This is a genomic window from Streptomyces sp. AC512_CC834 (assembly GCF_019049325.1).
Lineage (GTDB): Bacteria > Actinomycetota > Actinomycetes > Streptomycetales > Streptomycetaceae > Streptomyces.
In genome coordinates this window covers 1-12,122 of the sequence record NZ_JAGMUO010000070.1, presented here as the reverse complement: position 1 = coordinate 12,122, position 12,122 = coordinate 1, and the positions used below count along the sequence as shown (strand labels likewise).

Annotated in this window: 13 protein-coding genes and 1 rRNA gene; 3 read left to right on the top strand and 11 right to left on the bottom strand. The window is 70.5% G+C overall.

Annotation, left to right across the window (positions count from 1 at the left end):
- Nucleotides 1–4 precede the first annotated feature (4 nt).
- Nucleotides 5–346, bottom strand: coding sequence for a glutaredoxin family protein (locus tag KUM40_RS26120; protein WP_217168640.1), 342 nt, complete (start codon nt 344–346; stop codon nt 5–7).
- A 174-nt stretch (nt 347–520) separates the two neighbouring features.
- Between KUM40_RS26120 and KUM40_RS26115 the strand changes: the two genes are divergently transcribed.
- The 3 genes from KUM40_RS26115 (at nt 521) to KUM40_RS26105 (ending at nt 4,152) form a co-directional block, all read left to right on the top strand.
- On the top strand, nt 521–1,474 hold the full coding sequence (locus tag KUM40_RS26115) for an HAD family phosphatase (RefSeq protein WP_217168639.1): 954 nt from the start codon (nt 521–523) through the stop codon (nt 1,472–1,474).
- Nucleotides 1,475–1,821: 347 nt separating this feature from the next.
- Nucleotides 1,822–2,616: an ECF subfamily RNA polymerase sigma factor, BldN family gene (locus tag KUM40_RS26110; RefSeq protein WP_217168638.1), complete on the top strand. Its 795-nt coding sequence runs from the start codon at nt 1,822–1,824 to the stop codon at nt 2,614–2,616.
- 279 nt (nt 2,617–2,895) lie between these two features.
- Entirely contained in the window at nt 2,896–4,152 is a 1,257-nt protein-coding gene (locus KUM40_RS26105) for a DUF5667 domain-containing protein (RefSeq protein WP_217168637.1), read from the top strand.
- 78 nt (nt 4,153–4,230) lie between these two features.
- Here KUM40_RS26105 and KUM40_RS26100 read toward each other — a convergent pair whose 3' ends face one another.
- The 10 genes from KUM40_RS26100 to rrf all read right to left on the bottom strand — a co-directional run.
- Nucleotides 4,231–5,358 carry a lysophospholipid acyltransferase family protein gene (locus KUM40_RS26100; RefSeq protein WP_217168636.1) on the bottom strand — a complete coding sequence of 376 codons (1,128 nt, stop codon included), beginning with the start codon at nt 5,356–5,358 and terminating at the stop codon, nt 4,231–4,233.
- A 14-nt stretch (nt 5,359–5,372) separates the two neighbouring features.
- Nucleotides 5,373–6,434: an NAD-dependent epimerase/dehydratase family protein gene (locus tag KUM40_RS26095; RefSeq protein ID WP_217168635.1), complete on the bottom strand. Its 1,062-nt coding sequence runs from the start codon at nt 6,432–6,434 to the stop codon at nt 5,373–5,375.
- A 189-nt stretch (nt 6,435–6,623) separates the two neighbouring features.
- A complete protein-coding gene (locus KUM40_RS26090; protein ID WP_003948845.1) occupies nt 6,624–6,722 on the bottom strand; it encodes a 30S ribosomal protein bS22 in 99 nt (32 codons plus the stop codon).
- 109 nt (nt 6,723–6,831) lie between these two features.
- Entirely contained in the window at nt 6,832–7,041 is a 210-nt protein-coding gene (locus tag KUM40_RS26085) for a helix-turn-helix domain-containing protein (RefSeq protein ID WP_212907930.1), read from the bottom strand.
- Between the two features lie 129 nt (nt 7,042–7,170).
- Complete coding sequence (locus KUM40_RS26080; RefSeq protein WP_217168634.1) at nt 7,171–7,986, bottom strand: phosphatase; 816 nt, start codon at nt 7,984–7,986, stop codon at nt 7,171–7,173.
- A gap of 141 nt (nt 7,987–8,127) precedes the next feature.
- Complete coding sequence (locus KUM40_RS26075) at nt 8,128–9,300, bottom strand: acetoin utilization protein AcuC (protein WP_217168633.1); 1,173 nt, start codon at nt 9,298–9,300, stop codon at nt 8,128–8,130.
- Nucleotides 9,251–10,504: an MFS transporter gene (locus tag KUM40_RS26070; protein ID WP_217168632.1), complete on the bottom strand. Its 1,254-nt coding sequence runs from the start codon at nt 10,502–10,504 to the stop codon at nt 9,251–9,253. Before KUM40_RS26070 ends, KUM40_RS26075 begins: the two co-directional genes overlap by 50 nt.
- A gap of 23 nt (nt 10,505–10,527) precedes the next feature.
- The gene (locus KUM40_RS26065; protein ID WP_217168631.1) at nt 10,528–11,256 is read right to left on the bottom strand and encodes a VC0807 family protein; all 729 of its coding nucleotides are present in this window, start codon (nt 11,254–11,256) and stop codon (nt 10,528–10,530) included.
- A 76-nt stretch (nt 11,257–11,332) separates the two neighbouring features.
- Nucleotides 11,333–11,980 (bottom strand): HAD family phosphatase, encoded by a 648-nt coding sequence (locus KUM40_RS26060; RefSeq protein ID WP_217168630.1) that lies wholly within the window; start codon nt 11,978–11,980, stop codon nt 11,333–11,335.
- Nucleotides 11,981–12,043: 63 nt separating this feature from the next.
- Nucleotides 12,044–12,122, bottom strand: a 5S ribosomal RNA gene (gene rrf, locus KUM40_RS26055); the annotation flags it as partial.

Genomic DNA, 12,122 nt, shown 5'->3' with positions numbered 1-12,122 from the left:
CGGACTACTTGGACTGGTCGGTCAGTGCCTTGCGCAGCCGTTCCTCGTTCACACGCCAGAAGGTGTGCTGCCTGCCGTCGACCAGGACGACCGGAATCTGCTCCCAGTACGCGTCGTGGAGTTGGCGGTCCTGGGTGATGTCCTTCCCCTCCCAGGGGACACCGAGGTCGGCACAGACCTTCTCGACGACGAGCTGTGCGTCATCACACAGATGACAGCCGGGTTTGCGGATGAGGGTGACGAGATGGTTCTCGGAGTACTCAGGGGACTGCGCGGGCTTTCCCGTGGACATTCGCGTGGGCTCTCGCGTGGGCTTTCGACGGAAGAGGGGACTCATGCCGGCCATTCTCGCGCGCGGGCGGGCGTACGCCGACCCCTCGGCGGCGGGCGGTCCGCCTGCCCGGTCGACCCACCGGCGCACCCGCGCGGGCGGCCCTTTAACGACACGGTCGCCCAGAGTTCACGGCCTGCGAACCTCTCGAGTCCGAAGCCTCCGAACAAACTGGCTATGCTCACGGGCATGGCCGCTCTTCGATGGCTCACTCCCCGTAGGCGCTCCGCCACGGCGCGGAGCGTGTTGGCAGGCGAGGCCTCGGCCGAGGCAGCCCGCAAGTCCGCACAGACGGCGGAGGAGACCGCCCCCGACTCCGCTCTCGAATCCGCTCCCGAATCCGGGGCGGAAGCGGAGTTCCCGGTCCACGGCGACGACAGGGCAGCCGCCTTCTTCGACCTCGACAACACCGTGATGCAGGGCGCCGCGATCTTCCACTTCGGCCGCGGCCTGTACAAGCGGAAGTTCTTCGAGACCCGCGACCTCGCCCGGTTCGCCTGGCAGCAGGCGTACTTCCGGCTGGCCGGGCTCGAGGACCCGGAGCACATGCAGGACGCCCGCGACTCCGCGCTGTCGATCGTCAAGGGCCACCGCGTCTCCGAGCTGAAGTCGATCGGCGAGGAGATCTACGACGAGTACATGGCCGAGCGGATCTGGCCCGGCACCCGCGCCCTCGCCGAGGCCCACCTGGACGCGGGCCAGAAGGTCTGGCTGGTCACCGCGGCCCCGGTGGAGATCGCCCAGGTGATCGCCCGCCGCCTGGGACTGACCGGGGCGCTCGGCACGGTGGCCGAGTCGATCGGCGGCGTCTACACGGGCAAGCTGGTCGGCGAGCCGCTGCACGGCCCCGCGAAGGCGGAGGCGGTGCGGGCCCTGGCGGCGGCGGAGGCCCTGGACCTGTCCCGCTGCGCCGCCTACAGCGACTCCCACAACGACATCCCGATGCTGTCCCTGGTCGGACACCCGTACGCCATCAACCCGGACTCCAAGCTGCGCAAGCACGCCCGCGAGCTGGAGTGGCGCCTGCGCGACTACCGCACCGGCCGCAAGGCGGCCAAGGTCGGCATCCCCGCGGCCGCGGGCGTCGGCGCGGTGGCCGGCGGCACCGCGGCCGCCATCGCGCTGCACCGCCGCCGCCGGTGACCACGCCCCCACCGAGGTCCTGATCTCGGGCCCCACATCCCGGGCCCCAACCGGGATGACGTACCCCCGGGACACGCCCTCCAGTCACCTTTACTCACATCGGCCACAACACGCTCTGTAGTTACCAAGAATCCGAACCGTTCCGGTCATCAACCGATCACTCTGCCGCACCTGATCGAGCGTCAATCGGGCACAGAAGCGACGTAATCGATGATTTGAGCAACTGGGCGTAGCAGTGCCTGCACGAAGCGTTATTCTCCTCAGACGCATTCCGGTACCCCACCTTCGCTACGACGGGTGAATGGTTCCGTACTGCACGTGATGGAAGCTCTGCCTCTGGGAGTCCCGTGTACCCACACGTCGGGGTTGACGCCTCGGGCCTGGCTACGCTGCGCGCAACGGTCAAGTCAGCCCGCGACCTGTTGCGCGGCTTCGTCCCCACCGCGTATGCCGTCCCCGCCCTCGCCGCGGCCGCCGTGCCCGCCGGTCCGTGCTACGCACTGGCCGAAGGAAGCGCCGCCGTCGGCAGACGGGCGCGCTCGTCCTCGTCCGGGGCCGCGCCCACCACCCACCGACGCCCTGCCGCGGACAGCGACAGCGCCCGCATGATGGACCTGGTCGAACGGGCCCAGGCGGGCGAGGCCGACGCCTTCGGCCGGCTCTACGACCAGTACAGCGACACCGTGTACCGCTACATCTACTACCGCGTGGGCGGCAAGGCCACCGCCGAGGACCTCACCAGCGAGACCTTCCTGCGGGCGCTGCGGCGCATCGGCACCTTCACCTGGCAGGGCCGCGACTTCGGCGCCTGGCTGGTGACCATCGCCCGCAACCTGGTCGCCGACCACTTCAAGTCCAGCCGCTTCCGCCTCGAGGTCACCACCGGGGAGATGCTCGACGCCAACGAGGTCGAGCGGTCCCCCGAGGACTCCGTCCTCGAATCACTCTCCAACGCCGCCCTGCTGGAGGCCGTACGACGGCTCAACCCGCAGCAGCAGGAGTGCGTGACCCTGCGCTTCCTCCAGGGCCTCTCGGTCGCCGAGACCGCCCGCGTCATGGGCAAGAACGAGGGCGCCATCAAGACACTCCAGTACCGGGCCGTACGCACCCTCGCCCGGCTGCTCCCGGACGACGCGCGCTGACCCTCCCCAAGCAACCCACAAGCAACCCACGAGCAACCCACGAGCAATCCGAACTCTCCGCATCCGCCAAATCACCTTCGGTGAAGGACCGTTGAGTCCGCGGTCCGATCATCCACCGTCCGTAACCCAAGTGCCACGCCGCTCGTTGTGCGGGATGCAGGCTCCCTGTGGTCGCTCCCTGGCCGACTCCGATCACCCGATCGGATGGTTCCGACCAGGGCGTGCAACCCTCAGGACCCCCTGGGGAGTCGACCGTGATGACGAGAGGAGGTGCCGCCAGTGATCGCGAACGTATCGGCACACCGGCGGGCGAACGCCTTCGCCCAGGCTCTGGAGGAGCAGTCCGATCCCGGGGCGGCGGCCGAGCAGTCCGAAGGACCGGCAACCGACGGGGCGACCGCGGAACCGACCGAGCAGGGTCGCCTGGTGACCCTCGCCGGTGGTCTGGAGACGCTGCCCCGGCCCAAGCTGGATCCCGAGGTCAAGGTCGTCCAGCGGGCCCAGCTCGTGGCCGCCTTCGAGGCCATGCTGCAGGAGGGCACCGCGGGCGGCGGGGCGGCGGACGGTTCCGGTTCGGTACCCGAGCAGCGCCGGGCGCGTGGCACCCACCGCGCGGCCCCGCTCAGCAGGTTCCGGCCCCGCTCGCGGCTGGCCAAGGGCCTCACCGCGGGCGGACTGAGCGTGAGCGTGGCCGCCGGAGCCTTCGGCGGAGTCGCCGCCGCCAGTTCGGACGCCCTGCCGGGCGATTCGCTCTACGGCCTCAAGCGCGGCATAGAGGACTTCCGCCTCGGCCTCGCCGACGGCAACGACGAGCGCGGCCGGGCCTACCTGGACCTCGCCTCGACCCGCCTCAGCGAAGCACGCCGCCTGATGGAGCGCGGCCGCAGCGGTCCCCTCGACCACGAGTCCCTCGGCGAGGTCCGCCGCGCCCTGTCCGGCATGCGGCACGACGCCTCCGAGGGTCACCGCCTGCTCAGCGCGGCCTACGCCCGCGACCCCGACTCGCTGGCCCCCATGCAGGCCCTCTCCGCCTTCTCCCGGTCCCACCGGGAGACCTGGGGAGCACTGCGCGAGCGGCTGCCCGTGCAGCTCGGGGACGTCAGTGAGCAGGTGTCGTCGGTGTTCGACGCCATAGAGGACGACGTCGCCCCGCTGCAGTCGATGCTGCCGCAGCCGCCGGCCCGGGACGACGACGGCGGTGCCGGCGGCGACCGACCTGGCGGTTCCGGCTCGGCGAACACCGACACCCCCGGCTCCGGCCGCGCGTCGGCACCCAGCACCGGCGACGACGGCACGTCCGAACGCGGACGCTCCCGGTCCGACCGTCCCAGCGAGTCCGCCGACTCCGGCGACGAGAACGACGGCCTGCTCGGCGGCGGCAGCGGCGGCCTGCTCGACCCGCCGAAGGACGACACCGGCACCTCCTCCCCACCGACGGGCGGCAACACCCCGCCCCCGGAGCCGGACGTCACCCTCCCGCCCCTCCTCCCGGGCCTCCTGCCCGGCCTGGGCATCGAGGCGGAGGACGCGGACTGAGCCGAGCCGACGCGCGTACGGCGGTGGGGCGGCACCCGAAGCAAGGGGTGCCGCCCCACCGCCGTACCGCATGGTGTGTCAGAAGAACACCGACCGCCGCTGCACCAGCAGCCTGTAGAGCGTGTGCTGGATCTGTTCCCTCACCTGGTCGGTCAGGTTGAACATCAGCACCGGGTCCTCGGCCGCCTCCGGCGCATAGCCGTCCGTCGGGATCGGCTCACCGAACTGGATCGTCCACTTCGTCGGCAGCGGCACCCCACCCAGCGGCCCCAGCCACGGGAAGGTCGGCGTGAGCGGGAAGTACGGGAAACCCAGCAGCCGCGCCAAGGTCTTGGAGTTGCCGATCATCGGGTAGATCTCCTCCGCCCCGACGATCGAGCACGGAACGATCGGCGCCCCCTGCCGCAGGGCCGTGGACACGAAGCCGCCCCGCCCGAAGCGCTGGAGCTTGTAGCGCTCGCCGAACGGCTTGCCGATGCCCTTGAAGCCCTCCGGCATCACGCCGACCAGCTCGCCCTGACCGAGCAGCCGTTCGGCGTCCTCCGCGCAGGCCAGCGTGTGACCGAGCTTGCGGGCCAGCTCGTTGACCACCGGCAGCACGAACACCAGGTCCGCCGCCAGCAGCCGCAGATGCCGGTCGGCCGGATGATGGTCGTGCACGGCGACCTGCATCATCAGCCCGTCCAGCGGCAGCGTCCCGGAGTGGTTGGCGACGATCAGCGCACCGCCCTCGGCCGGGATGTTCTCCACGCCCTTCACCTCGACCCGGAAGTACTTCTCGTACACCGGGCGCAGCAGGGACATCAGCACCTGGTCGGTCAGCTCGGCGTCGTAGCCGAAGTCGTCGACCTCGTAGTCCCCGGTGAGCCGGCGGCGCAGGAAGGACAGGCCACCCGCGATACGCCGCTCCAGGCCGCCGTCCTCGTCGACACCGTTCTCGTCGACACCGTTCCCCGCCGACGGCTGCGGCCCGGGCGACTCGTGCGTCCCGGGGTCGTCCTTCTCCCCGGCGGCCCCCCGCACGGGCAGCGGCTGCACCTCGCCCATCGACTCCGACTCCGACTCCGACTCGGCCGTGCCCTTGCGCCGGCTGCCCGCGCCCCGGCGCCGTGCCGGGCGCGGTGCCGCACTGCCCCCGCTCCCGCCGCCCGCACCGCTCCCCCGCGACCGGTCGTCGTCGAACGGAATGACCTTGGCGTCCGCCATCGTTGATGCGCTCCTCAGTTGGCGCTCTGCGTCGGGAGGTGGCCGCTGCCCGGCAGGGACAGCTCCGCGAGCCGGTCCACTGCGCCCGCGAGGGCCTCGGGCGGCAGCAGCCCGGCGCCACGGCCGCGCGCGAAGTCCGCGAACGCCCCGGCCGTCGAGTACTTCGGCCGAAAACCCAGCGTCTCGCGCATCTGCGTGGTGTCCACGACCCGCCCGTGGGTGAGCAGCCGGATCTGCTCGGGGGAGAAGTCCGTCATCCCCAGCGTACGCACGAGCGAGCCCGCCCAGGTGACCGCCGGCAACAGCAACGGCACCGTGGGGCGGCCCAGCCGGCGCGAGCACTGGGAGAGCACCAGGACACCGTCCCCGGCGATGTTGAAGGTCCCGCTGTTCAGCGTGGACCGTTGCGGCTCGTGCGAGGAGAGGCGCAGCACCTCGATCACGTCGTCCTCGTGCACGAACTGCAGCCGCGGATCGTAACCGAACACCGTCGGCAGCACCGGCAGTCCGAAGTACGAGGCGAGCGGCGTGTCCGCGGCCGGGCCGAGGATGTTGGCGAACCGCAGCACGGTCACCGACACGTCCGGCCGGCGGCGCGCGAAGCCCCGCACATACCCCTCGACCTCGACCGCGTCCTTGGCGAAGCCGCCGCTGGGCAGGGACTTGGGCGCGGTGGTCTCGGTGCAGACGGCCGGGTCGCGCGGAGCGGACCCGTAGACGTTGGTACTGGACTTCACCACCAGCCGCCGCACGATCGGCGACTTCTGGCAGGCGCCGAGAAGCTGCATGGTGCCGATGACGTTGGTCTCCTTGACCGACGTGCGGCTGCCGCTGCCCAGCGGCGTGCCCGTCACGTCCAGGTGGACGACCGTGTCGGCCCGGGTCTGGGCGAGCACCCGCCCGATGGCGGACTGCCGGATGTCCGCCTGGACGAAGTCCGCGCCGCCCAGATGGTGCTCCGGCGCGACGGCGTCCACGCCGACGACCCGGTCCACGTCGGGATCACGCTGGATGCGCCGGACGAACCGGCCGCCCAGTTGCCGGGCCACTCCGGTCACAAGCACGACCTTGCCCAAGATCAGCGCCTTCCTTCCGCCTGCCCCGTAGCCTGCCGCGTTCCCCGCCTGCGGGCCAACTTAGCCGGTAGGTGTTGCGCCGTGACGACCGCCGGACGCGGCACGTGACGAAAAATGGCGGGCGTACGACTGTGGCCCCCCACCGGATGCGGTGAGGGGCCACAGACCACGCTGACGGCGCAGCGTCGTCTACTTCTTGTTACGACGCTGAACGCGCGTGCGCTTGAGCAGCTTGCGGTGCTTCTTCTTCGCCATCCGCTTGCGCCGCTTCTTGATAACAGAGCCCACGACTATCCTCGCTCACTTCTCATCACTCGGTTGGTGAGCGCCATGGGCCCACACGACCTACGAGGGGCCAGCCTACCCGTCCGAGCGCCGAGGTCGTAATCGAGGCCCGTCAGGCCGTTTCCACCCCCACGTAGCTGTCGCGGAGGTACTCGTGAACCGCTTGCTCCGGGACGCGGAACGACCGTCCCACCCGGATCGCGGGCAGATGACCGCTGTGCACCAACCGGTACACGGTCATCTTGGACACGCGCATCACCGAGGCGACCTCCGCCACGGTAAGGAACTGAACCTCGTTCAGAGGCCTTTCGCCAGCAGCCATGTCACACCTGAACCTTCCGCACTCGACGGCCACCGGCTTCCCCTTCCGGTGACTCTTCGTCGTTGCGTGCTCACTCCCCAATGTAGGGGCGGGTGATGCGAATGGGGAAGAGGTGCACCCATCGCTTCCCTACCGTGACAGACACGCCCGATTGAGTACGTAGCGGGTAAGCGGACGGTAGTACTCAGACCGCACAGCGTCATCAAGTGGAACGGCGACGGACACGAACCCCTCGGCCTCCCCGACGAAGAGCGCGGGGTCGTCCGTATCGGCCGGACCGATGGCCTCGAACCCCAGTTGACCTGCTCCGCAGACCCACCCGTGATCCCCGATCACCAGCTCGGGCAACGGTCCGCCCCCCTCGGCCGCGGCGGCCAGCGCGACCCGAACCGGCAGCGGCGAGTGCGTGTGTACGCCGGGCTCACCACCGGCGCGCCCGGCGTCGGGTTCCCGCACCAGCGCGACTCCCCGGACGTAGTCGAGGGTGTGGGTGCGTAGACCGAACCGGGTCGTTATGTCGACACGACGACACTGCGCCGGGGTGAGGACGGTACATCCCGCCGCCGACAGCGCCTCGGCCAAGGCGACGTAGAAACCGAGCAGTCGATGCGGATGCCCGGTGCCGAGGAGCACCGGAGCGCGACGCTGAGCAACCGCGGCGAGCCGGCCCGCGAACGCGTCCAGGGCGGCGAGCGTCCGGTCCGGGTCGATCACGTCCGGGCCCGAAGTGTCACGCGGATCGGCCGAGACCCCGCACCTCTGCGCCATCAGCCCGAGCAGTTCCCGCTGCCCCCAGTCCCCCGCCGGGTCGATCCCGATGAGCACCCGCGGATCCCGGGCGGCGAACAACCGGTAACTCCGCAGACTCACCTCCCGAGAGGTCGCCACCACCCCGGCAAGCCGAACATCCAGAAGATGAGCCCGAAGAGCTCCACGGGTCAGCACACCTCCGATGCTGCCGGTTCATCCGGCACACCGGGCACGAAACGGAAGAACCTACGCACGGTCGGCGTAACACCCGCGTAGCTGCGGGCAATCGTGCCGCTGGGGCGGCACCCGGCCGGCGCCGGTTCGCGTCCCCACCCCCTACGCCAACAACCCCCGCAACGGAAACGCCGCCCGCCGAGCCGCCCGCACCGCCTGATCCAACCGATCCGCAGGGTCGTACCCCGCCTCCCACGAGGCCCAGGACACCGGCCACCGCCCATCGGTCATCCGCTGCGGCCCAAGCTGCCGCGTCCGCGCGAACACCTCCTGCCGCCACCCCTCGGGAATCACCGTCTCCGGCTCCACCGGCCGCCCCGCTGCGATCCCCACCAGATGCGTCCACGACCGCGGCACCACCTCCACCACCGCGTATCCACCCCCGCCGAGCGCCACCCACCGCCCCCCGGCGTACTCGTGCGCCAGCTCATGACACGCCACCTGCACCGCCCGCTGCGCGTCCAGCGACACCGCGAGATGCGCCAGCGGATCCTCGAAGTGCGTATCGGCGCCGTGCTGCGTCACCAGCACCTGCGGCCTGAAGTCCGCGAGGACCTCCGGAACCACCGCGTGGAACGCCCGCACCCACCCCGCGTCCCCGGTCCCCGCCGGCAGGGCGACGTTCACCGCCGACCCCTCGGCGCACTCCGCGCCCGTCTCCTCCGGCCACCCGGTCTGCGGGAACAGCGTCGCCGGATGCTCGTGCAGCGACACCGTCAGAACCCGCGGATCCTCCCAGAACGCCGCCTGCACCCCGTCCCCGTGGTGCACGTCCACATCGACGTACGCGACCCGCTCGGCCCCCAGCTCAAGGAGGCGCGCGACCGCCAGCGCCGCGTCGTTGTACACGCAGAACCCGGACGCCGCGCCCGGCATCGCGTGGTGCAGGCCGCCCGCGAAGTTCACCGCGTGCAGCGCGTCGCCGCGCCACACCGCCTCCGCCGCGCCCACCGACTGCCCGGCGATCAGCGCGGACACCTCGTGCATCCCCGCGAAGGCCGGGTCGTCGATCGTCCCGAGCCCGTACGCCCCGTCCGCCGCGCCCGGATTCGCCGACGCCGCCTTCACCGCGTCGATGTAGTCCTCCCGGTGGACGAGCCGCAGCGTCGACTCGCCGGCCGGCCGCGCCGCGACGACCTCCACCTCCCGGTCGAGCCCGAGGGCACCGACCAGACTTCGCGTCAGGGCGAGCCGGACCGGATCCATCGGATGCTCCGGACCGAAGTCATAGCCCGTTACTGCCTCGTCCCACATCAGCTGTGCGCGGCCGCTCATGCCCGCCACCGTATCGGTCCGGTTGAGCCTCGAACGACCTGGCGTACACGACCGTCACCAGCACCAACACCATCGGCACGAGCATCGCCCCACGATAGCTCCAGGCGTCCCCGAGCGCCCCGACCAACGGCGAACCGATCAGGAAACCGACGTAGTTGAAGACATTGAGCCGTGCCACCGCCGCATCGGACGCCCCGGGACGGCCGTCCCGTTCGGCAGCGAGCCGCCCCGCCGCCGCGAACGTCTGCGGCACCAGCACACACAGTCCAAGACCCAGCAGCGTGAACCCGAGCATCCCCACCCAGGCCCCCGGCGCCGACGCCACCACGGCAAACCCACCCGCCGCGACGACAGCCCCACCCCGCACCACCGCCACGGCCCCGAACCGCCGCACCCCGAAGTCCCCGAGGGCCCGCCCCACCAGCGTGGTCACCATGTAGACGTTGTACGGCACGGTGGCAAGCTGCTCCGAACTCCCCAGCACGTCCTGCAAATACTTGGCGCTCCAGTTGGAGACGGTCGAGTCCCCGATGTACGCGAACGTCATCACCAGACACAGCGGCAACAGCACCTTGAAGCCGACGCCGCCGCCGACACCGCCCTCACCCTTCCGCGGCGTCTCCGCCCCCTCCGCCCCACCGGCACCCTCCCCGTCGACGTACCAGCGGCTCCCCACCATCGCGGCCGGCAGCAGCACGACGACCACCGGCAGATACGACACCCACAGCGCCAGATCCCAGTGCGCGCCCGCCCACGCCAGCGACGCCCCCAGAATCCCGCCCAGGCTGTACGCCGCGTGAAACCCCAGCATGATGCTGCGCCCGTACGCCCATTGCAGGCTCACCCCGAGCATGTTCATCGAGGCGTCCAGCGCACCCACGGCCAGCCCGAAGACGGCCAGCGACACGGCCAGCAGCGCCACCCGGTCCCCCGCCCCGACCCCGAGCAGCGCCAGCAGCACCACGGGCTGGGACCATCGCAGCAGCCGGCTCGGCCGCACCCGGCGCACCAGACGCTCCGTCACCACGCTCCCGACACCGGCCAGGATCGGCACGGCGGCGAGGAAAGCCGGCAGCAGCGCGTCGGAGACGCCGTACCGGTCCTGGATGGCCGGGATACGCGTCACCAACAGCGCGAACGCGACCCCCTGGGCGAAGAAGCCGAACGCGAGCGAGGCCCTGCCGCGCCGCAGCACATCAGTCATGGCGGCGAGCGTAGAGTCCCGGCTTACCCGTGGGTAGATCCAGTCAAAGATGAATTCTTCTCAGCTTCAAGGACTGCGGCGACACTCTCGGGCGCGCGGGCCGAGGCAGCGGCGGCCCCGACCATATGGGCCATGGGCCCGGCCCCCAGCGCCCCACTGACCACGAACGCGAGCACCATGGCAAGAATCATGACAACCGTCCCGAGCCAGACCATCGTGTCGACCGGAAACGTGTAGACCCCCACCACCCGCAGCGCACACTCGGCGACGAAGGCGACACCCCACACCGCGGAGAACCGCGACTCCGCCCGCCGGAACGCCCCCGACTCCCGCCGCAGCCTCCCCCAGGCCGCTTCCCGCCCCGCATCCCCCTTGACCAGCCACGGCTTGAGGGTCGCCGTCATCATCGGCCGCCCCAGGACCACGGACCCCAGCAGCGCGAACCCGACCAGGCTCCCGACCGCACTGTCCTTGACCAGCATCAGCCGCGCGTCCCCCGTTCCGAAGCTGAGGAGCAGCCCGACCAGGTTGGCCAGCAGGATCAGCAAGGGGAGCGCGTTCACCTCCCGCCGCCCCAGCACGCCCCACCCGGTCCGCAGCACGGGCACCACACTGCTCCACCCCAACGCGGCGACGGCACTCATCCCAAACGCGCCCTTGAGCAGGTAGTACGACCCAATGGGTACTCCCACGTCCAGGAACAGCGACACGAAGGTACGACGCTTGCCCTGCGTTCCTGTGTTCGTCGTCATGCGCTCAGCTTCGCGGCAGAGCGGGGCCCGCCAGTAGAAACAACCGTCCAGAGCCCCGCATGACAAATGTCAGCCGTCAGCACACGAGCTGGTCGGTCAACTCCCCCATGTCCGCGAAGAGTCGGGTGGCCTCGGCGAGCCTCGTGGCCGGCGTCATCGCGGTGAACCCGTACACGTCCATACCGGCGGCGACAGCGGCCTGTACACCGAGCGGACTGTCCTCGATCACGACACAGCGCTCCGGCGCGACGCCCATCCGCCCGGCCGCGTGCAGAAACAGATCCGGAGCCGGCTTCCCCCGCCCCACATCCTGGGAGCTGAAGATCCGCTCGTCGTCGAACCACCGGTCGAGTCCGGTCTTCCGATGCCCCACCCGAATCCGCTCATGACTCCCGGAGGAGGCCACGCAGTACGCCACCCCGTCCGCAGCGAGCTTCTCCAGCACACCGACAGCCCCGGGTACGGGCTCCAGGTCCCTCTCGAAGGCGGCGAACACCCGCCCGTGGAAGACGTCGTCGAAGTCCTCGGGCAGCCTCCGCCCCGTCCGCTCCAGGATGAGGTCGTGCACCCTGTGCATCGCGGCCCCCATGTAGTCCCGCAACGAGTCCTCGTAGGACGTCGGGTGCCCCAGCTCGGTGAGATAACCGGCCAGCAGCCGGTTGGAGATCGGCTCACTGTCGACGAGCACGCCGTCGTTGTCGAAGATGACCAAGTCATAGCGCATACAGAGACCCTAAACGCAGAAAACCCCGCACCGTTCCCGGTGCGGGGTTTTCTCGCAATGATTGTTCGGCGGCGTCCTACTCTCCCACAGGGTCCCCCCTGCAGTACCATCGGCGCTGTAAGGCTTAGCTTCCGGGTTCGAA